Source organism: Microcystis wesenbergii NRERC-220, from assembly GCF_032027425.1.
Taxonomy (GTDB): Bacteria; Cyanobacteriota; Cyanobacteriia; order Cyanobacteriales; family Microcystaceae; genus Microcystis; species Microcystis wesenbergii_A.
The window spans coordinates 2,031,312-2,057,973 of sequence record NZ_JAVSJA010000001.1 but is presented as its reverse complement, the minus strand read 5'-3'; the positions used below and the strand labels follow the sequence as shown (position 1 = coordinate 2,057,973).

The window sequence follows — 26,662 nt, the reverse complement described above, 5'->3', positions numbered from 1 at the left end:
TCTAGCATGGTCACTATCCCTGTCAAGTCCTCCTCTCATCCCCTAGCATCCTATATTGATCGTCTCACGGCTGGGGAAGCATTGTTAAAAGATACTCCCCAGAATTTGATCGAGGTAGTGGGTATCCTGAAAAGTTACGGGGTGGTGTTAGATGCTTATTCCAAAAATTTAATTTATATTGCGGAAAATCAGTTTTTGGTTTTTTTCCCTTTCTTTAAATATTTTAATGGTCAAGTATCTTGGCAGAAATTACTACAACACTGGTGGCACGATCGCATTAATTTTGAGTATGCTGAATACTGTATGAAAGCCATGTTTTGGCATGGTGGGGGTGGTTTAGATAGTTATGTAGATAGTGCCGCTTTTCGGGAAGTGACAGCCAAGGTTATTCAAGCCAAATTTAGGAATAATCCCCTAGTTTTAAGTTTAAATAAAGCCTTTCCTGAATTTTTGCCAGAACAAATGCGGATGATGGCCTACTATAGCGGTTTAGGTCAATTTTGGCGAATTATGGCCGATACTTTTTTAAGTTTATCCGATCTCTACGATGCCGGACAAATTACCAGTATTCCCGCAGTGGTGGCACACATTAAGAAAAATTTAGTCGATAATGCTAGTCAAGCAATTGTCTATCAGGTAAAAATCAAAGGACAAACCTATGATCTGATCCCCAAATCGGCAGGATTAACCTTTCTTGCAGATACAGCAATCCCCTACGTTGAGGCGGTTTTCTTTCGCGGAACACCTTTCCCCGGTACAATTTCCTATAATGCCCAAGCCTATCAAATTCCCTACGATCAAGGAATGTTTGCCTATGGTGCTTTGTATGCAGATCCTTTACCCATCGGAGGTGCAGGGATTCCTCCCACACTATTAATGCAGGATATGCGTCACTTTTTACCAGATTATCTGCACGACATTTATAAAAAGAGTTTTCGTCAAGAGGAAGATTTATTAGTCCAGATCTGCGAAACTTTTCAAAAGTCGATGTTTTGTGTAACAACGGCAGCCATTCAAGGATTAGCACCTTACCCTTTAACTACCACAGATTTAAAAGAACAAAAAGCCAATCGCATCTATCTAGAAGCATGGATGAATCGCTTTGTCAAGTCGCGATTAGAAGCGGTAAATCAATAATTATTTTGCCAATTATTTTGCCGATAAATCGGTAATTTTTGCAGTCAACAAACTCCCTTATATTTATGTCAGATATTAACGCCCAACTTCAGGATATTTTAGCTCAATTGCAATCTTTAAGCGAACGGGTTGCCCTCATCGAAGCGCGGCAGATGTTAGTACCGGACATCGAGCGCTATGGTAAATTACAGCAATTTCTAGCTGAGGGGAACTTTAGGGAAGCAGACGCGGAAACTCTGCGAGTTATCCTCGAAGCTGCCGGCAGAACCCGCGATACTTTAACTCCAGAGGATATGATGCGGTTTCCCGTTAATGTGATTCGGGTACTTGATCGCCTTTGGAAAAATTATAGCGGCGATCATTTCGGTTTTAGCGCTCAGGTGAAGTTATATTTTGCCGTCGGTGGTAGTATTAACACCCTGCGTACCCAAGATGCGGAAACGATTAGAAAATTTGGGGAATTGGTGGGATGGCGCGACAAAGATGAGTGGCGTATCGATGATTATGATCACTGGGATTTTAGTCTAGCAGCTCCTCAAGGCTGTTTTCCTGCCCTCTGGTGGAAGTCTCCCTACGGGTTAAAAATGGTGACTTTTTGTTTTACTCGCCTGATAGAGTGCGATTTATAGGCAATGAAAGGAATTATCGGCTATTTTCGGGCTTTATTATCCCCCCAATTTGCCCCCACTGGGATAAAAGTGGCTGTAGTGGTGGGGACAATTTTATTGACAATTAACCACGGTTATGCTATAATGTCTGGTCGCATGACAGGCGATCGCTGGCTGGCGGCATTACTGACTTATCTAGTTCCCTATCTGGTCAATGTTCATGGGCAGTATAGCAGTTATCACCGTCAACAGTGGCCGAAAAAATCGCCCAAATAAGGCTCTTGGTTACTCTTTATGCTGAATTAGCAGACAAAATGCCGAGATAATATCCTTCTAACCCCAAAATTCCTCTAGCATTCTTTTACTCTCTTACGCTAAAGGTTTCTACCCAAATTTCCAGCCATAGCAGCAGTAAAGATCAGCCCAGAATTAAAAGCTAGGCTTTCAGTATTAGGACTATTTCAGGTTAATGGCGGGAAGCGGATTTGAACCACTGACCTTCGGGTTATGAGCCCGACGAGCTACCAGACTGCTCTATCCCGCGTTGCTTTATCTAGTATAGAACTAAATCTCGGTAAATGCCAAGGAGTTTGTAAAATTCCTTTACATTTACCGTCCGACCAGAGGTTAATACTTACGTTCCACGGGGGTGAAATCCTGAATCACCACGGGCATATAGTCGATATCGATGCCGGAGGGGGAATAATAGGCGAGGGTATGCTGAAGGAAATTTTGGTCATCCCGTTGGGGAAAATCCTCGCGGGAGTGGGCCCCTCGGCTTTCTTGACGATTGAGGGCAGAGGTGAGGATAATTTCCCCCACCACCATGAGACTTTGTAATTCCCAGGCCTCGATTAGTTCCGTATTCCAGCAATCACCCCTATCATCGAGGTAAATCTGCTCGTATTTGCGCTTTAATTCGCCGATTTGTTTAATTCCCTCGCGCATGGTCGCTTCGGTGCGAAAAACGCCGCAATGTTGGGTCATACAGTCTTGGAATTCCTGACGTAGTTGACCGATGCGAATCGTGCCTTTTTTGGTCAATAAAGCGGTGATTTCCTCTTTAGCATCCTGAAGGTAAATATCGGGATTAAAGACGGGAAAAGCGCGTTTTTCGACGTATTTAGCGATCGATTTGCCGGTTCTTCTCCCATAGACCACACATTCTAACAGGGAATTACTGCCCAAACGATTGGCCCCGTGGACGGAGACACAGGAACATTCCCCGGCGGAGAAAAAGCCCTCGGTGAGGGTATCGGCACTTAAGCGAACGCGACCATCGGTATTAACGGGAATGCCTCCCATACAATAGTGAACTGTAGGACGTACAGGCATCGGTTCCTCTACCGCATCGACACCGACGAGACGGTGGGCCTCCTCCCAACAGAAGGGAATGCGACTCATAATTTTTTCCCGGCCTAAATGGCGTAAATCCAGATAGACAAAGGGACCCCCGGCGCTACCGTCCAGATTTACCCCCCGGCCGGCGCGAATTTCTAGGGTAATGGCCCGGGAAGTGATGTCCCGGGGGGCTAATTCCATGCGCGAGGGGGCGTAATCTTCCATAAAACGACGACCTTCGCTATTGATTAAATAAGCGCCTTCACCCCGGACCGCTTCCGAGATTAAAACACCGACGGGATAGAGTCCAGTGGGGTGAAATTGGACAAATTCCATGTCTTCTAGGGGAATACCCGCTTTTGCCGATAAAGCTAAACCGTCCCCCGTACAGGCGAAATCGTTGGAGGTGGTGTTATAAACGCGACCATAGCCCCCCGTACCGAACATAATTGCTTTTGCCCGGAGGATTTCTAACTGTCCGGTGGCGATTTGGTACATAACCACCCCTTTGGCCGTACCTTCTTCGAGGATAAGACGCAAAACGTACCATTCATCGTAGATTTTTACCTGATTACGGCCTAAATTGCTGACCAATTCGTGCAGCATGGCGTGACCGGTTTTATCGGCGGCGTAACAGGCCCGGTTATGGCTGTGACCGCCAAAGGCTCTTTGGGCAATGCGTCCATCTTCGAGACGGGAGAATAACACGCCTAGATGTTCCAATTCGATGATAACTTCGGGGGCTTCTTGGGTGAGAATATCCACTGCATCCTGGTCAGCTAGAAAATCGGAACCTTTGACGGTATCGTAGGCGTGGGCCTTGGGATTATCTTTGGGGTCAACGTTTTGCAGGGCGGCGGCGATACCCCCCTGGGCGGCGACGGAGTGGGAACGAATTGGGTGGGTTTTGGCAACGACAGCAACATCGATAGTCGGGTTGAGGCGTTTGATTTCTAAGGCGGCGCGGCATCCTGCTAACCCACCGCCCACTATAACGACATCGTGTTCTTTCATGGCTGATTTTTCTACGGGCTTCTGTTTCTATGGTGGAGGGAGAATTGCTCAGAGGTGAGTTTTTGTAACCGAGACTTTATATTTCAGGAGGCAGCCCTTTCAATTATCAGTTATCAGTTATCAGTTATCAGTTATCAGATGCGAGTTTTCAGTTCACTGATTACTGTTTACTGATTACTGAACTTGGTATGGTTCGCTCGGGGGGCATAAATCGACTAAATCCTTATCTGGCAAAAAACTTAATTGATGAGTTCGTTCTAGTTCAAAAACAATTGACAAAAATCGCCAAATGTCTTTCTCTATAAGAGTTTCATTCCTTATAACCCTGTCCGTTGCATAAGACAAACTGAAGAACCTCACTGATTACTGATTCCTGTTTACTGATAACTGAAAAGTCTTCATAATTCCCAAAAAAACAACCCGCGGCAGTTAACCGCGAGTTATTTTTGGTTAAAATCGGATAATTACTGAACGGTAATCGTTCCGACCATACCGGCGCCGCGATGGGGTTCGCAGTAGTAGGTGTAAGTACCCGGTTCGCTGAAAGTGCTTTCAAAGGACTCACCAGCGGAAAAAGCCAGACCTTTATGGGATAATTTAGCAGCCTGGGCTTCGGGAACCTTGGTGCTATCGAAAACTATGTTATGGGGAGAAAGTTTGTTATTGACCCATTTCACCGTATCTCCTGCTTTAATAGTGAGGGCGGGGGGATCAAATTGTAGTGTACCTGCATCACCGCCCATCTTCACCGTGAAGGTTTCCGCAGCAGCGGAGGCAGTGTTGAAGAAGAAGCTAGAGACGACTAGCGCCACGGTAGCGAACAATAAACCTAATTTTTTCATGCTTGTTAATCCTTTACACGAGGGAAGATGACAAGTTTGACAGCCTGTCTTTTGACAAAAAAGTAAAAGTTTGCTTTTAACTGTCCCATGAATTAATTCTACACCAAGTTTGACAGCTTGTCTTTTGACAAGAAAACCGGTTTTTTCTGACGATGGTTGGGGAATTTCTTAAGAAATAGAGGAGAACCTATCGTGAAAAGATTATTAATTTCCCTGTGCTTGCTCTTGGCTGTGGTTACTTTCGGTATGGCTCGTCCCGCTTTAGCTGATGGGGCTTCGATTTTCAGTGCTAACTGTGCTTCCTGCCACATGGGCGGTAAAAACGTGGTTAATGCCGCTAAAACCCTGAAAAAAGAAGATTTAGTTAAATACGGCAAAGATTCCGTTGAAGCTATCGTTACCCAAGTTACCAAAGGTATGGGGGCGATGCCCGCTTTCGGTGGTCGTCTCAGCGCTGAAGATATCGAAGCTGTAGCTAATTATGTCCTCGCTCAAGCGGAAAAAGGCTGGTAAAAGTTAGTTATCGGTGGCGAGTTATCGGTTGTCAGTCTGGTAAGAATTGTAGCGATCGAAATTCTTGGGTCAATTGCTGGCTTAAAATAGCTAATGGTTCATCTCGGGACAAGGTTGTGAAATTGCGATCGTTTTTCTATCTTTTAGGTGCGACGGTAATCATTCTCCTAGGAGTCGCTACAGCCAGTTTTGCTTGGATTCTCGCCGATAGTCCTCTGTCTTTGCTCAAAGGTGGGGTGTTGCGGGAACCGGCGGCGGCGATTTTTGTGCCGAAACAGGCCCCGGTTATGGTATCCTTGTTGGTCAATCCCGAACGTTTAGAGTCTTTTGGTCAATTAATCGCTACACCGGCTAATCGACGACGTTCCCACCAACAAATTAAAGATTTAGAAAAAAGTCTGCTCGGCAAAACGGGATTAAATTATCAAAAGGAAATCAAACCCTGGTTAGGGGAGGAAATTACCCTCGCTGTTACTTCCCTAGATTTCGATCGCGATACCGATAATGGTATCCAACCGGGTTATCTTTTGGCAATTCAAAGTAAAGATGGTGAACGCGCTAAGGAATTTCTGCAAGCTTCCTACTCAAAACAGGCGGTTTCGGGCAAATTTGACCTCGTTTTTGAACTCTACAAGGGAGTTAACCTCATTTATCAACGTCCCTTGACCGCAGGAGATAATAATCGTTTTCTCGCTAGTGCCGTCGTCGGTGATACGGTGCTTTTTGCCAATAATATCAAGGTTTTGCGCGAGGCACTTAATAACGTGCAAGTACCGGATTTAAACCTAAAAAATAGCCCTGATTACCGAGAAGCCCTCAAAAATATCACCGAACCGCGTATAGCTATAGTTTACGGCAATTTACCCCCGTTATCGGCTTGGATCGCTAATCAACCCGTCCCAGAGAGTCCCGAAGCAAAACAACGATTAGCCACGGCTTTTACCCTCAAATCTGGGGGAATAGTCGCTCAAACCGCCTTAATTGGAGTCTTAGGACAGGATGACCAAGCACCAATTTTATCTAGTCCCGTGGGAGCATTATCTTTTATCGGCGAAAATAGCCTTTTAGTCGCCGCTAGTCGCGATTTAAATCGTTTTTGGACTCAGGTAGAGGAGGGGTTAGAAGCAGATAGTCCCCTACAGGAATTAATAACACAGGTCTTAAACCGCTTCCAGTCGCCTTTAGGTTTAAATTTGCCTGAAGACGTTTTTAGCTGGGTTAGAGGCGAATATAGCCTCGCTCTCGTGCCTAGTTCAAAGGGGATGGAACCCGATAGTGTTTTTGTAGGGGAACGGGTGATGGGGGTAGAGGTGGACAGTGCGATCGAGCATTTGGATGAGTTAGCCCGCAGTCGCGGCTATAATGTGGTTAATCTGCCTTTACTCGATCGAACGGTGACAGCTTGGACAAAGTTAACCACGGCGGTCCCGGGAGGAAAAGCGCAACTAGAAACGCTCGTGACGGGAGTGCATACTAGGGTCGATAATTATGAAATTATCGCTAGTTCTGTGGAAGCGATGGGTTTAGCTTTATCTGCACAGAAAAACCCCATCTTAAGTAGTGGTAAGTTTCGACAGGCAATTACTGCTCTACCCGCAGAAAATGATGGTTATTTTTACGTCGATTGGCGACAATTGCAACCAGTAATCGAGGCAAAATTCCCGATCGTGCGGGTGTTAGAATTATCGATTAAGCCTTTATTTAATAATCTGCGTTCTCTTACGATTAGCAGCCAAGGTAGTGAAAATTCTGTGCGTCGGGGAACGATTTTCTTTAACCTGGGAGTGAAGTCTTAATCAGTTATCAGTTAAGTAGTCGTGCAAAATTAATTTCCTAGTGAAGATAGGCAAAAGGCAAAAGGCAGGAGGCAAGAGGTGGTTAGATATGTGTAATTAATTTTGCTTAGGTACTTATCAGTTATCAGATAGAAGCTTGTAGGTTTGGTTGAGCGATTTAATACTTAGGAGAAAACTGCTCGATTCAATGGTTTGAGCAAAACCCAACATTCTTGACGACATTGGTGTGGTTGGGTTTTACTCAAGCGTCGCTAATAACCGTTCTGGATCCGTTATCAAGTAGCCAGTGGTATTGATTCTGTGGAAGGACTCTCTTGGGGTAGTATAAATGTAGAGGGAGAAACATTACCTCTCCAGACGCGAATCGCTGAGGGTCATCAATTCCCAGATTAGATTCCAAGGTAGCAAGCCCTAGCTTGAAAAATTCGCTAAAATATATATAATTAACTTGATCAGATTATTTATAAAGTCTGTTTAACAGCTAAAGTTAATAAAGTTGATTCTGAAGCCGATGACCAAAGAGCTACTCATACAAATCAATCGAGAAGGAAACCTCGAACTTCCTCCTGAAGTTCAAACCCGCCTCAACCCAGGAGATAAATACATGATTTCCCTGACGGAAGACTCCATCATTCTCAAAAAAGTTCATCAAGATAAAGTCAATCTAGAGCAATTCTTTGAGCGACTAGAAGCAATGGAACCAGACCCCAATCAACCGACTCTGGCTGAGATTAGCCAGATGATTAAAGAAGCTCGCCAAATTAGACGCGCCAACTCATGAAAGTTGTTCTAGATGTCAATGTTTGGATTTCAGGATTGTTGTGGGGAGGAGTTCCGGGTAAAATCCTTAAATTAGCTAAAAATCAAAGAATTACAATCATTACTCCCCAAGAATTTCTTAGTCGCTACTTTAATGAGTAGAGAAGAGGAGTAAGGTAATTAATTGACGATTTACACCAAGAGAAAAGATAAGTTTGACCGACAATAATTGCTATGATTACTGTAGGATTTAAAAAAAGCGATCGCTCTTACTACTTTCTAATTACTTTAGATAGTAGTAGCCTAGTGCTTTTTAGACAAAAAAAGCCTATTCTGCATATTCCCAAAAAAGCAGCCTATGAATTAAGTAGGGGTTGCTGAATCAATCTAAAAACCTTGTTGGATAATATTTTTAGGCTTTTTTAGCCCAAAAACCTTTTTTAGCAGGATTTACACCGATATTCAGCCAACCCTAAGTAGAATTTAAAACCATCCCCAGTGAGGAACTAGCCATGAAATCCTTTGCCCTTCTTACCACCGTCAGCCTAATCAGCCTTTCCACCCTCGCGACTGTTCGCCCCGTCATGGCGCTAGAGAGCCGACAACCAGCCGAAACCCGGATCGCTCAAGGGAACAATCAAGACGCGATCGGCCACTATAACCGGGGAGTTGACTACATCCAACAAGAAAAATACGATCTCGCTCTCGCTGAATTCACCAAAGCGATCAACATTAATCCCCGATTGGCCGAAGCTTACCTCAATCGGGGGGTTCTTTACGACGAACAGGGGAAACCCGACCTCGCCCTGTCCGATTACAATCAGGCGCTCAACATTAATCCCCGATTCGCCGAGGCTTACTACAATCGGGGGGTTCTTTACGACGAACAGGGAAAACCCGACCTCGCCCTGTCCGATTACAATCAGGCGCTCAACATTAATCCCCGATACGCGAAGGCTTACTACAATCGGGGGAATCTTTACGACGATCAGGGGAAACCCGACCTCGCCCTGTCCGATTACAATCAGGCGCTCAACATTAATCCCCGATTGGCCGAAGCTTACAACGGTCGCGGGCTTCTTTACTACGAACAGGGGAAACCCGACCTCGCCCTGTCCGATTACAATCAGGCGCTCAACATTAATCCCCGATTCGCCCTGGCTTACAACAATCGCGGGCTTCTTTACGACGAACAGGGGAAACCCGACCTCGCCCTGTCCGATTACAATCAGGCGATCAACATTAATCCCCGAGAAGCCCAGGCTTACGCCAATCGGGGGGTTCTTTATTACTCTCGACAAGAAAGGGAAAAAGCGATCAGAGATTTCCGACAAGCCGCCGAACTGTCCCGCCAGCAAGGAAACGCGGCGTTATATGAAAAGATTATGGAACTCCTACGGCTATTAGGCGCGGTCTAGTCCTTTTTCTTGGGTTGAGTCCGTCGGTGGGGTTGAGCGAATCAATAGGTTAAAGAAAACCTCTCAATTTTAGGGGAAAGGGAAACCCAACAGCCAACACCTCAATCCGTCTCAATAGGCGATCGCAAATTTTGTCGGCTGCATTAACGAAGTGTCAGGCGGCAATCTCGCTGCCAACCCTGATAATAAAGCTGATCGTGGCTTGAGAGCAATTCCGTTATAATAGGGGTCAACTTAATATCGTTAGCAACGCAGAATGAGGATTTCACCATGAGGATTCCATATACATATTGGAAAGAATCAGATGGGATGTTCTTGGGCTATTTGAATGAATTTCCCGATCATTGGACCCAAGGTGTTGACTTAGAAGAATTAATCGAAAACCTGATCGATCTCTACAGAACATTTACTACGGAAGAAATCCCCGGAATCAAGAGAGTTGCAGAGTTTGAATTCGCATGAAAAGACATGATTTAATTGCACAATTGGAGCAAGCTGGCTGCTACTTGATTAGACGTGGAGGGAAACATGATATTTACCATAATCCAGATACTGGAAAAACAGAACCAATTCCCAGACATCGAGAAATTAATGAGCGATTGGCTAAAAAGATTATCAAAAGTCTTACTGGTGACAGATAAATTCACAGTGCCAATCAAACAAGGCTACAAGGAAGCAAAGGAGCTATGGAAAAATGATTACTGTAGGATTTAAAAAAAAGTGATCGCTCTTACTACTTTCTAATTACTTTAGATAGTAGTAGCCTAGTGCTTTTTAGACAAAAAAAGCCTATTCTGCATATTCCCAAAAAAGCAGCCTATGAATTAAGTAGGGGTTGCTGAATCAATCTAAAAACCTTGTTGGATAATATTTTTAGGCTTTTTTAGCCCAAAAACCTTTTTTAGCAGGATTTACACCGATATTCAGCCAACCCTAAGTAGAATTTAAAACCATCCCCACCGAGGAACTAGCCATGAAATCCTTTGCCCTTCTTACCACCGTTAGCCTAATCAGCCTTTCCACCCTCGCGACTGTTCGCCCCGTCATGGCGCTAGAGAGCCGACAACCAGCCGAAACCCGAATCGCTCAAGGGAACAATCAAGACGCGATCGGCCACTATAACCGGGGAGTTGGCTACATCCAACAGAAAAAATACGATCTCGCCCTCGCTGAATTCAACAAAGCGCTCAACATTAATCCCCGATACGCCGAGGCTTACCTCAATCGCGGGTTTCTTTACGAACAACAGGAGAAACCCGACCTCGCCCTGTCCGATTACAATCAGGCGCTCAACATTAATCCCCGATTAGCCGAGGCTTACAACAATCGCGGGTTTCTTTACGCCGAACAGGGGAAACCCGACCTCGCCCTGTCCGATTTCAATCAGGCGCTCAACATTAATCCCCGATTAGCCCTGGCTTACAGCAATCGCGGGCTTCTTTACCGACAACAGGAGAAACCCGACCTCGCCCTCGCTGAATTCAACAAAGCGCTCAACATTAATCCCCGATTGGCCGAAGCTTACAACGGTCGCGGGCTTCTTTACTACGATCAGGGGAAACCCGACCGCGCCCTGTCCGATTACAATCAGGCGATCAACATTAATCCCCGCTTCGCCGAAGCTTACAACAATCGGGGGCTTCTTTACGACGAACAGGGAAAAGCCGACCGCGCCCTGTCCGATTACAATCAGGCGCTCAACATTAATCCCCGAAACGCCAATGCTTACTACAATCGCGGGACTCTTTACTACGAACAGGGGAAACCCGACCTCGCCCTGTCCGATTTCAATCAGGCGCTCAACATTAATCCCCGATTAGCCCTGGCTTACAGCAATCGCGGGCTTCTTTACGACGAACAGGGAAAAGCCGACCGCGCCCTGTCCGATTACAATCAGGCGCTCAACATTAATCCCCGATTAGCCCCGGCTTACAACAATCGCGGGTCTCTTTACGAAGATCAGGGAAAACCCGACCTCGCCCTGTCCGATTACAATCAGGCGATCAACATTAATCCCCGATACGCCAATGCTTACTACAATCGCGGGAATCTTTACTACGAACAGGGAAAAGCCGACCTCGCCCTGTCCGATTTCAATCAGGCGATCAACATTAATCCCCGATACGCAATCGCTTACGTCAATCGCGGGGTTCTTTACTACTATCGACTAGAAAGGGAAAAAGCGATCAGAGATTTGCGACAAGCCGCCGAACTGTACCGCCAGCAAGGAAACGCGGCGTTATATGAAAAGGTTATGGAAATCCTACGGCTATTAGGCGCGGTCTAGTCCTTTTTCTTGGGTTGAGCGAATCAATGGGTTAAAGAAAACCTCTCAATTTTAAGGGAAAGCGAAACCCAACAGCCAACACTTAAATCTGTCGGAATCGGCGATCGCTTCTCATGGCTTTTTGTTGGGTTTCCTTGGGTCAATTCAACCTAGGATAATTGTTATCAGTATTTAGTTTTTTCTAGTCTAGTCTGTTAATTGTTCATTAAAAACCTTCGGGATGGATGTTATTTTATGACCCTAAAACAACTCATACAAGACAAACGAGAGGATATCCTAAAAATTGCCACCAAACATGGTGCTTTTAATGTGCGTGTATTTGGTTCCGTTGCTAGAGGTGAGGAAACCGAAAATAGTGATATTGATTTTTTAATTGATTATGATTTAGCTAAAACATCCCCTTGGTTTCCTGGTGGATTATTAGTTGATTTAGAGGATCTCTTAGGGTGTAAAGTGGATGTAGTAACTGAAAAAAGCCTTCATCATCTAATTAAACAGCGAATCTTAAAGGAGGCAATTAAGTTATGAATGAAGATCAAGTTTATCTTGGATACATTTTAGACTGTATTGATAAAATTAAGGAGTATTGCCAAGGAGGAAAACAGGAGTTTTTTGCTAATTCAATGATCAGCGATGCTATCATTAGACGCTTACAAACCTTGGCAGAATCAACTCAACAGCTTTCGGAGGAATTAAAGGCAAATATTCCCGATGTTGACTGGCGTAATATTTCTGGTTTTAGGAATATTTTAGTACATGATTATTTAGGAGGAATTGACCTTAATACAGTTTGGGATGTGGTAGAGAATTATTTGGATAATTTAAGAGAACAGATTTTAAGGCATCTAGAATCAGTCAATACTTAATCAAAGTCTAATTTTGTAGGTTGGGTTGAGCGAATCAATAGGTTAAAGAAAACCTCTCAATTCTCAGGGAAAGCGAAACCCAACACCCAACACCTAAATCTGTCTGAATCTTTTTGTTGGGTTTCCTTACGTCAATCCAACCGACGATAATTGCTATGATTACTATAGTCCGTAGTCGTGGTCTTTTATGTGCCATATTAAAACAAACCGAAAAAGTAAAAATTTATCTACAACAAGCAGCTATATTATTCCTCCAGCAGGATAATATGGCAACTTATGAAGAGGTGATGCAACTTTTACGCGAATTAGGGAGGTGACAAATGATAAAAACACCCGTTGATTTATACCGTAGAGGTAATGCTACATCTCCCAGAATGGATCATGTTCGTCCTAACAAAGATATTGCCATCTATGAAAATAATGGGCAAATATGGGTAAAAGAAACCCTTGTCGATGGACAAACACCGGGGGGAATTTCCACCTTTTCCGTTCAGGGAATAGGAAACAACTGGTGGAAACTAGATCGGGGGAATTCTATTCCCAGTGAGCTAGAATTAATTAATGATCGAGGTAATCACTGGTTATGGAAACCCTTATTTCCCATGTCAATAGAAACCTATCAACAAGCCTTAAGGGTAATTGGTGAATTTTTTTATCGTGTAAGTTGAGGTAAACTATGAAAACTCTATCATTTAAAGACATCCAATTTATTATCGAAGCTCTCGAAGCCCTTCTCAAAAATTATAGTGACCGTATTCAACAACTAGAAACTCTCGAAAAATATGAAGATGAAATTTCAGACTTAAGTAATGATTTTCTATTTTTACAAGAGTTAATTACTGACTTACAAAATCAACAAACAAAAGAATTGGCTCTACTTGTGCCTGAATTTGATTTGAAAAAAATGCCTTTACAAACATTAATTAAACAAGGAAAAACCCTGTCAATTGAGGAAAAATTAATCTTAGTGGAATCTCTAACTTCATCAATCCGCGAAGAATATAATCTAATGCGAACCTGAAATGAGAAACATAATGATTACTTATTTAGCCACCGTTCATAAAGTCCGTAGTCCGTAGGTTGGGTTGAGCAAATAAATATGTTAAAGAAAACCTCTCAATTCTCAGGGAAAGCGAAACCCAACACCCAACACCTAAATCCGTCTGAATCTTTTTGTTGGGGTTCCTTTCGTCTATAGTTGGGTTTCCTTGGTTCAACCCAACGGACGATAATTGCTATGATTACTATAGGATTTGAAAATGGCGATCGCTATTTCGATCCTCTTATTTTTTTGTTGGGTTTCCTTCTTGATTTTGAGAATCGCAATATTAACTGATTTTGGTAGATAATTGAGATGGGATTTAATCATTATTCTTCACTTAAATTAAAGTCAATTCGTTGATAAATATCCAGCAGTGAAATTTGAATATCTACAGAATACAACCTTAAAACATCATTCTCTGATTCATAAAATTTAAACAACCATTCTCCATTATTTTGTTGATAAAATTGTTCCACATAATAACGGTATTGATCAATTAAAATATATTCCTTAAAGTCAGGAATTGAGCGATAAAACTTAAACTTATCAGTGCGGTCATAATCTCTAGTAGATTTCGATAAAACCTCGACAATAATTAAGGCATTAGTTACAGTATTTGTGCCTTTTCCTTCATATAATGGTTTGCCTTTAATCACCATTACATCAGGATAAGTATAAAAGCGATATGTCGGCATCCATAACCGTACATCACTCATGAAAGTCCAATAATCTTCATTATTAATCTTAGCTGGAAAATTTTTATAAAAATTACCAGCAATCAGATTATGATTGGTTGTTGCTCCCGTCATAGGAATAATTTCTCCATCTAAATATTCATTTTTGTATTCTGCTGTTTCTTCTAGCCGACAATATTCTTCCGGTGTATAATACCGTTTTTCGATTTGAACTTGCATACTAACCTCCCTTATCTTGGTTAAATTTCCATTCAATAGCTAACTTAATATTAGCTTGTGCTGAACCTTTTGTCACTAAAGGAATCCCCGTTTTACCCCCAACTTGTAAGCCAAATTCTCAAGTAACCTGACTGGGTGGATTAGCTTGGGAAACTCCCTGTTTGATCGAAGTTAATAATAATTGTACATAGTCATTGACAATATTAGTCCGTAGGTTGGGTTGAGCGAATCAATAGGTTAAAGAAAACCTCTCGATTTTAAGGGAAAGCGAAACCCAACATTTCAGTGATCAGTTTTGTAGGTTGGGTTGAGCGAATCAATAGGTTAAAGAAAACCTCTCGATTTTAGGGGAGAGCGAAACCCAACAGCCAACACCTAAATCCGTCGGAATTAGCGATCGCTATTCCCCTCCTCTCATGGCTTTTTGTGGGGTTTCCTTGGGTCAATCCAACCGTACTATAGTTGGGTTTCCTTAGGTCAACCCAACCTACTGTAGTTTCGTAGTCAAACCAACCGACGATAATTGTCATGATTACTATAGTTGGGTTTCCTTGGGTCAATCCAACCTACAAGGGGGATTATGCGCCAAAATAATCAATACTTATTATGCAGTATCGAAGGGCAAAAATTGAGGGAGGAACTTACTTTTTTACTCTTGTCACCCACAAGCGTCAAAAATTCTTGTGCGAACCCGAAAACATCTCCCTCTTGCGAGAAGCATTTCGCTACGTTATGCAACGTCACCCATTCACAATCGATGCCATTTTCATTTTAGGCGTTCCTGATTTGAGATCTGAATTTTTTTTGGTGGAATTTCTTAAAACCTAGACCCAAACTAACTTTTGCACGGGAACCTGCACAGTTGGCATTAATACCTTGATTCAGCAACGCCTAAAATCGATATTCAACTTGTTTACATTCCTAAAATCTGATTTCTAGGTTTTTTATCCTTGAAAAATTAATTATGCCAAAAATCCGATATAGCAGTTATATTAATTGTGAGATACGAAGTTTTCCGGCTCTCTTATTCTTTGTGTGATAAGTTTAACTTATATAGAACCGATCAATCTTTGTGTCCTTTGTGTCTTTGTGGTTCGTTCCAGTCGCTCGCTGGCAAGACTGTATCTTAGAATACATTTTACCCACCAAACCCAAGAGAGCCGTTTTCCTTTTGGGGAGTCAGGAGACTCCGAGACAGGGATTTAGGGAGATAGGGAGATAGGGAGATAGGGAGATAGGGATTTAGGGAAATTTCACACACCCCACACCCCACACCCTACACCCCACTCCCTGCTCCCATAAGGGAAGATGTTTGATTTTTGCCAGGTATCTGACATTTAAGAATTGTCTGCGATCGCCCTATCTACCTGCTGTCCGCCCTATCTTTCGCGGGCAACCCCTGCTAGGATAAAATAGGGGTGAAAAATTGCTAATCCAAGGAGTACAGACGTGATTGAACCTTTAGTGCTAGGGATTGTCCTAGGCTTAATTCCCATTACCCTAGCGGGTTTGTTCGTTGCCGCCTATTTACAGTACAAACGGGGCAATCAATTCGGCTTAGACTAAATCTATCACGCCAATCCCCCGAATTGAGACAATCTCCCGTCAAGCTAGGCACTAGACGGGAGATTTTCCACAGGACAAATTTGCCGCTTAACAGATTGTGGCTGCCGGCGTTGTCATCCCCGCAAAACTCATCTGTCTTGGGAGAGCGATCGCCGAAAACCAAAGGCTACAGGGCTGTTAAACTAGGAAAACGAATGACAGTCTCCGTGTATTCGGGAACCCATCCGGCGGTAGTGGTGAAGTAACGCACTGCTTTAACTCGTTTACTGGCAGTGAGGTGAAACCAGTGTTCGCTATGGGCGGGAACATTGATATATTCTTGAGGTTGAATAGTTAATTCCCCCTGAGAACCATCGGGAAAAACAAAGCCAAAAACCCCTTCCCCATCAATGATATAACGCACCTCATCGTCAGCGTGGGTGTGACAGCGCTCGAATTTGGCCAGTAAAGTGTCGAGATTGGGAATTTCAGGGTGTAAAACGATTAAATCTCTGGCTTGATAACCCGCTTCTTGCTTAAGTTGCTCAAAATAACCGTCTAAGCTGGTTAAAACTATTTCTTTTTCTTCGTCAGTCAGAGAAGCTTGCTTAAGTAGCTGACGGGTGGCTTCGTTTTCGATCGGCCAATAGTTTAAAGTAACATTTAATTTGGCCAATTCCAGACTAATGTCGGCTAACTGGGTATAGGTTGTCCCATTCTCTAAGCGTAGTATCGCCATTAGTTATCATCCTCAAGATTACTTTTTCTATTTTAAAGTTTTCCAGAGGCAAGCCGCCCGATTTTTTGCCCCTCGATCCCTTGCCAGTTCCTAGGATTTTCTGCTCAAAAATGCTATTATGGCCCATATATGGGGAATTAGCTCAGTTGGTAGAGCGCTGCGATCGCACCGCAGAGGTCAGGGATTCGAGTTCCCTATTCTCCATTTTCCAGAGATATTAACCAGAAAGCAACTAGAAAATACCTTTTAATTCCTTTTCATGGGTGTAAATCCAATCAAAAATATCTTGGATTAATTTTCTACCGTCTCGCTGGGGTTGCCATCCAGTTATAGAACTGATTTTGCGGGAATCAGTGATAAAAATTGGCATATCTCCGGTGCGATTTTCGGGAACTGCCTCAATCATTATACTATTGCCCGTGATTTCTTGACATAGTTTTGTAGTTTCATAAAGGGACAAGGAAAAATCTTGCCCACCCCCCACATTAAAAGTCTGCCCTTTGAATTGTTCTAAATTAGCAATCTGAATATCGATTAAATCGAGTAAATCAGCTACATGAAGAAAATCTCTAACCTGTTTCCCTGTACCCCCATAACCGATATATTTTAAGGACTTCTGAAAGTAATGATTAGCCACCCAAAGGGCAAAAACTCCCTGATCAACTTTTCCCATCTGCCAGGGACCAGTTAAAACTCCACAGCGATTAATTAAAGTTCTTAATCCGTAGGCATCCCCATATTCATTAATAATCAATTCCGATGCTAACTTAGTGGAACCGTAGAGAGAACGGGGCAAATCTAAGGGAAATTGTTCACTGATACCAAAAGCAGAAACCCCGGGTAAATCTTGCTGTTCAGATAACTGAAAACGAGTATCTGTTTCTGTATAGTTTAATTGATTAAGATAGGTGATGGGATAAACTCGGCTGGTGGAGAGAAAAATAAAATCTGCTTGGGTTTGTCTAGCTAATTCTAAACAGTTAATCGTTCCAATTAAGTTAGTCTGCAAAACGTAGCCAGGAGAAGTATAACCAGCTAAAACGGAAGGTTCTGCCGAACATTCTAGGATTAAATCCACTGGCAAAGCGGATGCTTCTAAGTCTTCCGCATTTCTGACATCTCCATGAACAAACTCAATTCCCGCCTGTTTGAGACGGGGAATATTTAACTCGGAACCGCGACGTTTTAAGTTATCTAAAGCGATAATTTTCCAGTCGGGATAGAGTTGGGCTAATCCTAAACCTAAAGAACTACCCACAAAACCCGCACCACCAGTAATTAACACTTGCCTAGTCATAATTGTACAATCTTGATTAGTATTTGTAGGTTACTTTGAATCACTGTATTGTCAGTAATTATCTAGGTTTAGTGGCTTTGACAAATAGCTGCCCACCCAAGAAATTCCAGAAAATAGGAAATTTTAAATAAATTTTGAGTAAGGTGGGTGAAGCGGGTCTTCCTTTCGTAGAAAATGGTAGAAAACGAGGAATTAAAGTATCGATTCTAAAACCAATTGTTTCCAATAACTCCTTTAAAGAAAGGTGAGTTATTGGTAGTTTATGATCAATAAAATCATAGTATTCTTTATAAGAATACTTAAAATTAGGTTGAATCACTAGAAGTGATCCGCCCGGTGTTAAAATGTCATAACAAAATCCCAAAACTTCGATTAATTCTTCCGCACTATTTAAATGCTCGAAAAAGTTGGAGATAAAAATTTTATCAAATCTTATATCAAGTTTTTGCTGCTCATTAATACTGAGAATATTGAGATTCAATACCGTTACATCAGGATTAGCAAAAACTTTTGCATCAGGATTAAGATCGATTAAGTATTTATTTTTAGAACGAATTTGATTAATAAATTCACAGTAACCTCCACCAATATCTAAAACTGTATCATTGACAGTAACATAATTTTGTAAAAAATTATTAACCAAAACTTTCCAAAGAGCTAATTTTGCTTTTCTTTCTTGAGGATTAAAGCGACTTTCGTAAAGTCTCTTTAAGTATTCCATTTGTCGGGTTACTTGCTCGTCTAACATGGTTTTAACCTCTGAATTTATTGGTTACTTTTATCTGATTTTTTGGACAGGTTTGCGCTTATAGTCGCCTCTAGAAAGGTATTTTTCTAACCAGATAGAGAGAACTATAAATAAATAACGACTACCCATTTCCTTGAGTTTTAACTTGGAAATCCCCGTGGTACGATTGCGCCAAGTGATGGGAATTGTCGTGTAGGAATATCCTCGCACGATTGCTTTTAAGGGCATCTCTACTGTTAAGTTAAAATGGTGAGACAGTAGAGGTGATATTCCTTCGATAACCTCCTTCCGATAGATTTTAAAGGCATTAGTGGTATCATTAAATTTTAGCCCAAATAAAACTTGAATGAATAGATTGGCCAAACGATTAACGAATAACTTGTGTATGGGATAATCAACAACTTTTCCTCCTTTGATAAAACGAGAACCAAAAACGCAATCGTAGCCTTCTTGGAGTTTATAATAATAGTCCACCATGTTATCGGGAGAGTCGGAATTATCTGCCATTACTACTGCCACTGCATCACCGCTAAAATTTTCTAATCCACAGCGCACCGCAAAACCAAACCCGTTAGGATAATAATTATTGATGTAGAGAATGCGGGGATTTTCTTGGTTGATTTTTTTCAGAACTGCTTCGGTGTTATCTTTGCTATTGTCATTAACCACCAGGATTTCATAATTAATTTTATCCCGTTCTAAACGTTCGGATATTAAGTGAGCAGTGCTTTCGATGCAATCTTCTTCGTTGTAAGCAGGAATAACTATTGATAAGGTTTTTACTGCATAGTTATCCCTTGATTGACGTGGGTGAGAGTAACCGTCCATCTCGAAAGCTGGTGCTAATCCTTCGGGATAGTACATTTCTGTCTCATTTGTCTTATTCTTAGGTTTAAAAATTAGGCTATCACTGGCGACATAATTAATACTAGCTCCCAGTAAAACCCCAATCATTGTGTTGACTCCGGGGCTAACTCCTAGCCAGTTTAAGAATGGAAATACCAAAAAAACTCGCAGTAAAACTGCTAAACCTGCCGAGAGATGATAGAGAGGAAGTTGTATCAAAATTACATCTCTAATTGTCCAATCTCCCCCAGTCCACACCCAGATTCTATAGATAAAGAAACTAGCAATTAAAGATATTTCTATCGAAATAACATTAGCAACATTCTTCAGAAATGGGGTATTAAATCCTAAGTCGTCAATGAACCAATAAATGAAGAATAAGTTGATTAAAAATGCCACTCCCCCAGCAATGAGAAATCGAAAAATTTTATTATTGTAGATTTTAGTTAACATAAGGAACTCAACTCAATATAAATTACAGATAATTATCTCTTATTTACCGTGTCTTGTTGTGTATATATCACAACGTTTGTTAGAAAAAACGGGCTTGTCATTAGGATTATACAGGCTATTTAAATATTTTTTATCTTCTCGGTTTTCTCTTGTTTCGTTGCAAAAAACTATCGCCTCAACTTGATGATTAGCTCTTGATAACTCAGAGAAAGCATTTTTTAATTCTTCCTCACTTGCTTCACTATAAATCATTAAGGCACGACGTTGACTGTAGTAAGGTATCATTGAATTCCATTGATGTCCGTAGATTAACAAAACACCATCAGAAGAAGTAATACTTTGGACTTGAGAGGCAATTTCTAAGTAATTGATACTATAAAATTTTGTTTTAGGATGCCAGAAAGCTCGATAAAATTGCAGTTGTGATAACAAAATTAAAGCTAGGAAAAACCAGCCTACAGACTGCCAAATTTTCCGTTGTTTCTCTATTAATCCCATGATGGTAAATCCAGAAGCACCGAGGAGAAAGATAGCATTAGCATAGGGATAATAGTTGTGAACAAAATGCAAATTGGTAAAAATGGCAACTGTCAATATAAATAGTAAACTTAAGCCATAACTTAGTAACTTTTTTGAGGTGAAAATTGGTAATATTACTAAAGCCATAACGCTGATTATCAATCCGCCAAAAACGTCATTTAGAGTCCTAGTTAGATAATTTCTCCACTGTGACCGAGATAATTTTTGAGCGATAGTTCCAAAGTTCCAATCTCTCAAAGCTTTCGAGGTGATAAAATCTGCTGCCATGGGATTGAGTAGCTTTTGGGCATCGGTAAAGTTAACCCAAATTTTGGCTATAAGGAAGGGTATGATTATAAAAACAACGACCGGTATCAATAAATCTTTCGCTAAGTTACGAGATGAGTCTTTCTTAAACCAATTAATACCTATCCAGACACAAGCTAAAATTAAAAATCCAGCCATAGTCGTTACTTTAGTCAGACTGGCAGCGATTCCAAAAAGACAGGCTAATAAGGCAATAATTGGCGATTTATAGCGAAAATAAACAGCAATACAGGCAAGATAAGCTAAAGAGAAAAATAGGGCGGTTGATTCAATCATGAATGTTCTGGCCCAAAACAGATAAAGGGGACTGGCTAAAAATAAACTCAAAAACAGCCAACGGAAAGCTCGCGCTACTTGTAAATAAGATAGGATTACATATATAGGAATCAAACTTAAATAAAAGAAAAAAGCACTCACAAATCTACCAGTTTGGTCAATGGGAGTCTGCAAAAGCTTAACTAAAATAGCCACTATTCCTTGATAGAGCGGAAACTCCAGCGGAATTGACCAAGGCACTCCTAAAACAGGGGTTTCATAGGCTAACCAAGGACTACCTTTGAGTAAATAAAAGACCGAGATGGCCGTTTGAGTTTGACGAAAGGCGTGAGCATCTATCAAAGGATTATTCCAGCCCCTGCTAATCGCCCACAAACTATGGATTAAGCAAACTGCAAAAATTAACAATAATATTTTCTCAGTCCATGATTTAAAAGCAAGCATATTTGACCATCTCCAGTTTTTTAAACGCCTATACGCACAGACCCAGATAGTTTTGACATAGTAATCTAATGATCTACTATAACCAACGGCTAACGTTTTGACTAAAAATCTCTTTGAGAATATCTGTTACTGTGTAGGTTAACTGCCAATCAGGATAATGATTTTTAAACTTACTCACATCAGAAATCCACCAGATATGATCACCAATGCGATTAGTCTCCACATACTGCCAGTTTAACTTTTTATCCGCAATCGCTTCACATTCTTGAATAGCTTCTAACATGGAACAATTACTAAAGCGACTACCACCGATATTATAAACTTCTGCTACTCGCGGAGTCTGATAAAAATGATAGAAAGCATTGACCAGATCGTAACTATGAATGTTATCGCGTACCTGCTTACCCTTATACCCATAAATACTGTATTCTTTGCCGATCATCGTACATTTCATTAAGTAGGATAAAAAACCGTGTAATTGCGTTCCCGAATGACTTGGACCGGTTAAACAACCGCCACGAAAAGAGGCAGTTTTCATCTCAAAATAACGCCCGTATTCCTGTACTAACACATCCGCCGCCACTTTCGAGGCACCAAACAAAGAATGTTTACAAGCATCAATACTCATCAACTCGTCAATACCATGAGCAAAATAAGGATGATTTTCCGAGATTTCCCAACGTAATTCTTTTTCTACTAAAGGCAATTCATTCGGTCTATCCCCGTAAACTTTATTGGTGGAACAGAAAATAAATACTGCTTGGGGACAGTGTTGACGAGTATTTTCTAATAATACTAAAGTTCCGTTAGCATTGACACTAAAATCCATATAGGGATCTTTAGCTGCCCAATCGTGGGAAGGTTGCGCCGCCGTGTGGATAATTAAGGATATATCATGACTATAGGTTTTAAATATATCTGCAATAGCTTCATGATCCCGAATATCCACAGCATGGTGAATGTATTTATCCCCGTAATCTTGGGATAATTTGGCTCGATTCCACTCCGTCGAAGCGTCTTCGCCAAAAAATACCTGACGCATATTATTATCGATACCGACGACAGTATAACCCCGATCACAAAAAAACCTCACTGATTCGGAACCGATTAAACCAGCAGAACCGGTTACTAGAACGATCGCCATAACTATATCCTGAATTTTTTGCCTAGTTGTTCAGAAATTTCCCAAGTTGAGAAAACTTTACCCGACTTTACTAGATATGTTCGCCTTTGTCAATTAAACAGGAGGAGATTCCCTTAACTGCGGCAATTCCCTCAAAAATTATCGTCTTATCCACTAGGGGTGATTTAATGGCGTTTTCTTGCCAGTAATCCCTAATTAAGTCCCCATCTCCCCCTGTTAAAATTATCCCGCTCTCTGGATATAAATTTAACCATTCCTGACTGAATTTTTCTATTCCCGCCAAAATTGTATAAATTATCCCACTTTTTATACCTTCTGCTGTTTCTTTTGCCCACATCTGCGGTAATCTTTCCGGTAAGGACACCTCTGGTAAGGCTGCCGTCCGTTCCCTTAAACTGGCTAATTGCACCTTTAACCCGGGTAAAATTGCCCCCCCCACTAGCTTTTTATCCCCATCCACTCCCGTAAAAGTTAAGGCTGTTCCCGCATCGATGACTAAACAGGGAAATCCGTATTTTTTTCCCGCACCTAAGACAGCTAAAGCTCGATCGATGCCGAATGTTGCATATAAATCCAATAAAGGAATATCTTTTAAAGTAATTATCCGTAAATTGCCATAATTTGCCCATAATTCTCTTTGGCTAGGAACCACAGAGGCGACAATTAATTCACAGTTGCATTTATTTGTCAAGAGTTTAGGGAAAATTTGTTGCAAAAATTCATTACTTAGGGGTTCGGTCAGGTGGGGAGTATCGAGACAAGCTAACAGGGTTTGACCGCGAAAATACCCCCAATGTAGCCGAGAATTGCCGATCATCAACCCTATCCAGTCAGTATCTTGCTCAGTCATTTAGTTAGTGGGAAGTATTTTCAGTGAACAGTGAACAGTAAACAGTAATCAGTAATCAGTGAAAAGACAGCACTGTTAATGCTATTTAATACTCCTCACTTACAGCTTTTCTCAGATACATGAGGTTCGTTCTTGCATCTGAAATACTTGATTAGCAAGAATGAGCTTGTGCTTCACCTTGACGAGAAAGGCTGTCATACTATTCACTAAAAACTCACATCTGATCACTCATAACTGATCAGTGATCACTGATCACTGATCACTGATAAGGCTGATATTTGGCGGAATTATCTAGAAATCATGACAAAAGTTTTTTAATGGTTGCACAGGCAAGAGAATAAGATAACCTAGGTATAGAATTTAACAAAAAATCTGGTTAACGGACATTGATCAAGTCGATAGCACAGTGTCAAACGAGTTCTTTTCCCGCTCAGGTATGGCAATTAGATCACGGCTTAACCGTAATTCATCAGTACTTACCCGTGACTCCTGTGGTGGTGGTGGATGTGTGGGTGAAAGCAGGTGCGATCGCTGAACCCGACCCATGGTTAGGTATGGCCCATTTTCTCGAACACATGATCTTTAAGGGGACGAAAAAACTTCCCCCCGGACTCTTCGACTATTTAATCGAAAATTGTGGCGGAATGACCAACGCTGCCACCAGTCACGATTATGCACACTTCTATCTCACCACCAGTGTTGACCAAATTGAACATACCTTACCCCATCTGGCCGAAATTCTCCTCCATGCTGAGATTGACGATGAGGAATTCTATCGGGAAAAAGATGTAGTTTTAGAAGAATTACGGGCCTGTTATGATGATCCCGATTGGATTGCCTACCAAACCCTCTGCGGAAGTATCTATCAAAACCATCCCTACGGACGCTCTATTCTAGGGGATCAACCCTGTTTAGAGCAATTAACCCCCAATCAAATGCGCTGTTTCCATCGCACCTATTATCAACCGGAAAATATGTGTGTGGCGATTATCGGGGGAATTGAACCCCAACCAGCTTTAGAAATTATCCGGCAATCTTTTCGGGAATTTCCCGTCCCCTCGGAATCCCCCCCCCATCTAGTGGCTGCCGAACCCCCCCTGATCGAAATTCGTCGTTCCCAAGTATATTTACCCCACCTAGAACATTCTCGTCTCTTGATGGGATGGATTGGCCCGGGATGCGATCGCCTAGAAGATGCCTTTGGATTAGACTTGCTTTCGGTAATTCTTGCTGGGGGACGCTGTTCGCGGTTAGTGCGACAGCTGCGGGAAGAAGCGCAAATCGTCCTCGATATTAACAGTAATTTTTCCCTGCAACGAGATTCCAGTCTCTTTACCATCGGCGCTTGGCTATCTAGCTCACAAATCGGGGCAATTGAAGCTATTATCTGTGAACATCTTCAATCTCTGCACGATCATCCCGTCACCCCCGCAGAATTACACCGCACTCAACAGTTATTAGCTAACGATTATATTTTCTCCACAGAAACCCCGGGCCAATTAGCCGGACTCTATGGATATTATCAAACCCTGAGAGCTGCCGACCTAGCAACGATCTATCCCCAAGTTATCCAAAGTTTGCAACCGTCAGATCTACAGCGTCTGGCTCGTCAGTATCTCTCCCCGGAGCGATATGCTATTACAGTAATGCAACCCTGTGAATAAACGATGTCCGCTTCCCCCATTCACCGCTTAACCTTAGAAAATGGCATCACCCTTTTAGTGGTGGAAAATACGGCCGTGGAGTTGGTTGCAGGGAGGATTTTCCTCAAAAATGCGGGTACTCGTTGGGAAAAAACCGAAAAAGCGGGTTTATTTCGTCTTTTAGCCGTGCTGCTCACCAAAGGTACAGAAAAGTTATCTTCCCTAGAAATTGCCGATCGCATTGAGTCCACGGGGGCCGGTTTAAGCGCCGACACGGGGACTGATTATTTTGTGGTTAGTTTAAAGACCGTTACCAAGGATTTTTTAGATATACTGCGTCTAGCGGCGGAAATTATTCGTTTTCCCAGTTTTCCACCCCCAGAAATCGAATTAGAGAAAAATCTCACCCGTCAAAGCATTCGCTCTCAATTGGAACAGCCTTTTAATGTGGCTTTTAATCAATTACGCGCCGCTATGTACCCGGATCATCCCTATGGTATGTCTTTATTGGGTACGGAGTCAACGGTTTCGCAATTGCAACGGGATGATCTGCTGGCCTATCATAGTCGCTTTTTCCGTCCCGATAACCTAGTGATTAGTCTTTCTGGCCGTATTACCCTAGAGCAAGCAGTAAAAGCAGTGACGGAAATTTTTGGCAGTTGGTCAATTCCCGATCTTCCTTTATCTAGTTTACCCCCCGCCGCTTTTGATTTTCAGCCCACCTGTTTAACTACCGTCCAAGCTAGTCAACAGGCGATCGTTATGTTAGGATATCCTGGCTCTTCTGTGCAAGAGGATGATTATGCGGTTTTAAAATTATTGAGTACCTATCTGGGGAATGGGTTATCTAGTCGTTTATTCGTGGAATTGCGAGAAAAACGGGGATTAGCCTACGATGTTTCCGCTTTTTATCCCACCCGTCTCGATTCTTCCCAATTTGTCATTTATATGGGAACTGCACCCCAAAACACAGCGATCGCAGTGTCGGGATTGCGTCAGGAAGCAGAAAGGTTATATCAAGTAACTTTGAGTGAGGAGGAGTTACAGTCAGCTAAAAATAAGTTATTGGGTCAATATGCTCTCGGTAAACAAACTAACGCCGAAATCGCTCAATTATACGGTTGGTATGAAAGCTTAGGTTTGGGGATTGAATTCGATCGCACTTTCCTGGATTCTATTAATCAGATTACTGCCGAACAAGCGCGATCGGTAGCCAGTAAATATTTTCAAAATCCTTACATTTCTCTAGTCGGTCCAGAAAATGCGATCGCTGAAATTCTCTAGTCAGAGCAAA

The 26,662-nt window shown here is 42.0% G+C and carries 30 protein-coding genes, 2 tRNA genes and 2 pseudogenes; 20 read left to right on the top strand and 14 right to left on the bottom strand.

What is annotated here, in order from left to right; genetic code table 11:
* Window positions 1-6 precede the first annotated feature (6 nt).
* The 3 genes from RAM70_RS10030 to nrtS all read left to right on the top strand — a co-directional run bounded on the left by RAM70_RS10030 (window position 7) and on the right by nrtS (window position 2,021).
* Window positions 7-1,137, top strand: coding sequence for a CO2 hydration protein (locus tag RAM70_RS10030; protein ID WP_045358539.1), 1,131 nt, complete (start codon window positions 7-9; stop codon window positions 1,135-1,137).
* A gap of 65 nt (window positions 1,138-1,202) precedes the next feature.
* Window positions 1,203-1,766 carry a GUN4 domain-containing protein gene (locus RAM70_RS10025; RefSeq protein ID WP_288001862.1) on the top strand — a complete coding sequence of 188 codons (564 nt, stop codon included), beginning with the start codon at window positions 1,203-1,205 and terminating at the stop codon, window positions 1,764-1,766.
* Window positions 1,767-1,769: 3 nt separating this feature from the next.
* The gene (nrtS, locus tag RAM70_RS10020) at window positions 1,770-2,021 is read left to right on the top strand and encodes a nitrate/nitrite transporter NrtS (protein WP_312673554.1); all 252 of its coding nucleotides are present in this window, start codon (window positions 1,770-1,772) and stop codon (window positions 2,019-2,021) included.
* 194 nt (window positions 2,022-2,215) lie between these two features.
* Here the strand turns inward: nrtS and RAM70_RS10015 are convergent.
* From RAM70_RS10015 to petE, 3 genes are all read right to left on the bottom strand, one after another.
* Window positions 2,216-2,289, bottom strand: a tRNA-Met gene (locus RAM70_RS10015).
* An 83-nt stretch (window positions 2,290-2,372) separates the two neighbouring features.
* On the bottom strand, window positions 2,373-4,100 hold the full coding sequence (locus RAM70_RS10010; protein WP_108937080.1) for a succinate dehydrogenase/fumarate reductase flavoprotein subunit: 1,728 nt from the start codon (window positions 4,098-4,100) through the stop codon (window positions 2,373-2,375).
* Between the two features lie 464 nt (window positions 4,101-4,564).
* A complete protein-coding gene (gene petE / locus RAM70_RS10005) occupies window positions 4,565-4,942 on the bottom strand; it encodes a plastocyanin (RefSeq protein WP_045358543.1) in 378 nt (125 codons plus the stop codon).
* Between the two features lie 192 nt (window positions 4,943-5,134).
* Between petE and petJ the strand changes: the two genes are divergently transcribed.
* The 12 genes from petJ (at window position 5,135) to RAM70_RS09945 (ending at window position 13,602) form a co-directional block, all read left to right on the top strand.
* A complete protein-coding gene (petJ, locus tag RAM70_RS10000) occupies window positions 5,135-5,455 on the top strand; it encodes a cytochrome c6 PetJ (protein WP_002732729.1) in 321 nt (106 codons plus the stop codon).
* A 116-nt stretch (window positions 5,456-5,571) separates the two neighbouring features.
* Window positions 5,572-7,251: a DUF3352 domain-containing protein gene (locus RAM70_RS09995; protein ID WP_312673551.1), complete on the top strand. Its 1,680-nt coding sequence runs from the start codon at window positions 5,572-5,574 to the stop codon at window positions 7,249-7,251.
* 511 nt (window positions 7,252-7,762) lie between these two features.
* Window positions 7,763-8,032: a hypothetical protein gene (locus tag RAM70_RS09990; RefSeq protein ID WP_002796343.1), complete on the top strand. Its 270-nt coding sequence runs from the start codon at window positions 7,763-7,765 to the stop codon at window positions 8,030-8,032.
* Complete coding sequence (locus tag RAM70_RS09985; RefSeq protein WP_072926101.1) at window positions 8,029-8,172, top strand: putative toxin-antitoxin system toxin component, PIN family; 144 nt, start codon at window positions 8,029-8,031, stop codon at window positions 8,170-8,172. Before RAM70_RS09990 ends, RAM70_RS09985 begins: the two co-directional genes overlap by 4 nt.
* Before the next feature lie 350 nt (window positions 8,173-8,522).
* Window positions 8,523-9,428: a tetratricopeptide repeat protein gene (locus RAM70_RS09980; RefSeq protein ID WP_159296577.1), complete on the top strand. Its 906-nt coding sequence runs from the start codon at window positions 8,523-8,525 to the stop codon at window positions 9,426-9,428.
* 270 nt (window positions 9,429-9,698) lie between these two features.
* Window positions 9,699-9,890: a type II toxin-antitoxin system HicB family antitoxin gene (locus tag RAM70_RS09975; RefSeq protein ID WP_002800870.1), complete on the top strand. Its 192-nt coding sequence runs from the start codon at window positions 9,699-9,701 to the stop codon at window positions 9,888-9,890.
* Window positions 9,887-10,069: a type II toxin-antitoxin system HicA family toxin gene (locus tag RAM70_RS09970; protein WP_012267861.1), complete on the top strand. Its 183-nt coding sequence runs from the start codon at window positions 9,887-9,889 to the stop codon at window positions 10,067-10,069. The genes RAM70_RS09975 and RAM70_RS09970 overlap by 4 nt, the downstream gene beginning before the upstream one ends.
* 332 nt (window positions 10,070-10,401) lie before the next feature.
* On the top strand, window positions 10,402-11,715 hold the full coding sequence (locus RAM70_RS09965) for a tetratricopeptide repeat protein (RefSeq protein WP_312673540.1): 1,314 nt from the start codon (window positions 10,402-10,404) through the stop codon (window positions 11,713-11,715).
* Between the two features lie 234 nt (window positions 11,716-11,949).
* Window positions 11,950-12,243: a nucleotidyltransferase family protein gene (locus tag RAM70_RS09960; RefSeq protein ID WP_002733639.1), complete on the top strand. Its 294-nt coding sequence runs from the start codon at window positions 11,950-11,952 to the stop codon at window positions 12,241-12,243.
* Window positions 12,240-12,581, top strand: a complete 342-nt coding sequence (locus RAM70_RS09955) for a HepT-like ribonuclease domain-containing protein (protein ID WP_312673538.1) — start codon at window positions 12,240-12,242, stop codon at window positions 12,579-12,581. The genes RAM70_RS09960 and RAM70_RS09955 overlap by 4 nt, the downstream gene beginning before the upstream one ends.
* A gap of 320 nt (window positions 12,582-12,901) precedes the next feature.
* Window positions 12,902-13,249, top strand: coding sequence for a Tse2 family ADP-ribosyltransferase toxin (locus tag RAM70_RS09950; protein ID WP_045358549.1), 348 nt, complete (start codon window positions 12,902-12,904; stop codon window positions 13,247-13,249).
* Between the two features lie 8 nt (window positions 13,250-13,257).
* A complete protein-coding gene (locus tag RAM70_RS09945; protein ID WP_045358550.1) occupies window positions 13,258-13,602 on the top strand; it encodes a hypothetical protein in 345 nt (114 codons plus the stop codon).
* 192 nt (window positions 13,603-13,794) lie between these two features.
* On the opposite strand, the gene RAM70_RS09940 is transcribed toward RAM70_RS09945, so the two are convergent.
* The 4 genes and pseudogenes from RAM70_RS09940 to RAM70_RS09925 form a co-directional block, all read right to left on the bottom strand.
* The gene (locus tag RAM70_RS09940; RefSeq protein WP_287969755.1) at window positions 13,795-13,950 is read right to left on the bottom strand and encodes a hypothetical protein; all 156 of its coding nucleotides are present in this window, start codon (window positions 13,948-13,950) and stop codon (window positions 13,795-13,797) included.
* A complete protein-coding gene (locus RAM70_RS09935; RefSeq protein WP_312673534.1) occupies window positions 13,950-14,537 on the bottom strand; it encodes a Uma2 family endonuclease in 588 nt (195 codons plus the stop codon). The genes RAM70_RS09940 and RAM70_RS09935 overlap by 1 nt, the downstream gene beginning before the upstream one ends.
* 1 nt (window position 14,538) lies before the next feature.
* Window positions 14,539-14,643, bottom strand: a pseudogene (locus tag RAM70_RS09930) (CU044_2847 family protein); the annotation flags it as partial.
* 238 nt (window positions 14,644-14,881) lie between these two features.
* A complete protein-coding gene (locus RAM70_RS09925) occupies window positions 14,882-15,067 on the bottom strand; it encodes a hypothetical protein (RefSeq protein ID WP_152606989.1) in 186 nt (61 codons plus the stop codon).
* 76 nt (window positions 15,068-15,143) lie between these two features.
* Here RAM70_RS09925 and RAM70_RS23085 point away from each other — a divergent pair.
* Together RAM70_RS23085 and petG are read left to right on the top strand one after the other, a co-directional pair.
* Window positions 15,144-15,311 (top strand): annotated as a pseudogene (locus RAM70_RS23085) (transposase); the annotation flags it as partial.
* Between the two features lie 675 nt (window positions 15,312-15,986).
* Window positions 15,987-16,103, top strand: coding sequence for a cytochrome b6-f complex subunit V (gene petG, locus RAM70_RS09915; RefSeq protein ID WP_002738052.1), 117 nt, complete (start codon window positions 15,987-15,989; stop codon window positions 16,101-16,103).
* Between the two features lie 166 nt (window positions 16,104-16,269).
* Here the strand turns inward: petG and RAM70_RS09910 are convergent, their stop codons facing one another.
* The gene (locus tag RAM70_RS09910; protein ID WP_312673530.1) at window positions 16,270-16,821 is read right to left on the bottom strand and encodes a 1,2-dihydroxy-3-keto-5-methylthiopentene dioxygenase; all 552 of its coding nucleotides are present in this window, start codon (window positions 16,819-16,821) and stop codon (window positions 16,270-16,272) included.
* Between the two features lie 131 nt (window positions 16,822-16,952).
* Here RAM70_RS09910 and RAM70_RS09905 point away from each other — a divergent pair.
* A tRNA-Ala gene (locus tag RAM70_RS09905) sits at window positions 16,953-17,025 on the top strand.
* 28 nt (window positions 17,026-17,053) lie between these two features.
* Here the strand turns inward: RAM70_RS09905 and RAM70_RS09900 are convergent.
* The 6 genes from RAM70_RS09900 to RAM70_RS09875 form a co-directional block, all read right to left on the bottom strand.
* Window positions 17,054-18,118, bottom strand: a complete 1,065-nt coding sequence (locus tag RAM70_RS09900; protein ID WP_312673528.1) for an NAD-dependent epimerase/dehydratase family protein — start codon at window positions 18,116-18,118, stop codon at window positions 17,054-17,056.
* Window positions 18,119-18,176: 58 nt separating this feature from the next.
* Window positions 18,177-18,866, bottom strand: a complete 690-nt coding sequence (locus RAM70_RS09895) for a class I SAM-dependent methyltransferase (protein WP_002756283.1) — start codon at window positions 18,864-18,866, stop codon at window positions 18,177-18,179.
* Window positions 18,867-18,896: 30 nt separating this feature from the next.
* The gene (locus tag RAM70_RS09890; protein WP_312673524.1) at window positions 18,897-20,165 is read right to left on the bottom strand and encodes a glycosyltransferase; all 1,269 of its coding nucleotides are present in this window, start codon (window positions 20,163-20,165) and stop codon (window positions 18,897-18,899) included.
* 39 nt (window positions 20,166-20,204) lie between these two features.
* Window positions 20,205-21,731: an ArnT family glycosyltransferase gene (locus tag RAM70_RS09885; protein ID WP_288059901.1), complete on the bottom strand. Its 1,527-nt coding sequence runs from the start codon at window positions 21,729-21,731 to the stop codon at window positions 20,205-20,207.
* A gap of 76 nt (window positions 21,732-21,807) precedes the next feature.
* Window positions 21,808-22,875 (bottom strand): NAD-dependent epimerase/dehydratase family protein, encoded by a 1,068-nt coding sequence (locus tag RAM70_RS09880; RefSeq protein ID WP_002759431.1) that lies wholly within the window; start codon window positions 22,873-22,875, stop codon window positions 21,808-21,810.
* Window positions 22,876-22,945: 70 nt separating this feature from the next.
* The gene (locus RAM70_RS09875) at window positions 22,946-23,725 is read right to left on the bottom strand and encodes a pantothenate kinase (protein WP_312673520.1); all 780 of its coding nucleotides are present in this window, start codon (window positions 23,723-23,725) and stop codon (window positions 22,946-22,948) included.
* A 386-nt stretch (window positions 23,726-24,111) separates the two neighbouring features.
* Between RAM70_RS09875 and RAM70_RS09870 the strand changes: the two genes are divergently transcribed.
* Both RAM70_RS09870 and RAM70_RS09865 read left to right on the top strand, forming a co-directional pair.
* The gene (locus RAM70_RS09870) at window positions 24,112-25,389 is read left to right on the top strand and encodes a M16 family metallopeptidase (protein ID WP_312673519.1); all 1,278 of its coding nucleotides are present in this window, start codon (window positions 24,112-24,114) and stop codon (window positions 25,387-25,389) included.
* 3 nt (window positions 25,390-25,392) lie between these two features.
* Complete coding sequence (locus RAM70_RS09865) at window positions 25,393-26,652, top strand: M16 family metallopeptidase (protein WP_190380699.1); 1,260 nt, start codon at window positions 25,393-25,395, stop codon at window positions 26,650-26,652.
* Window positions 26,653-26,662 lie beyond the last annotated feature (10 nt).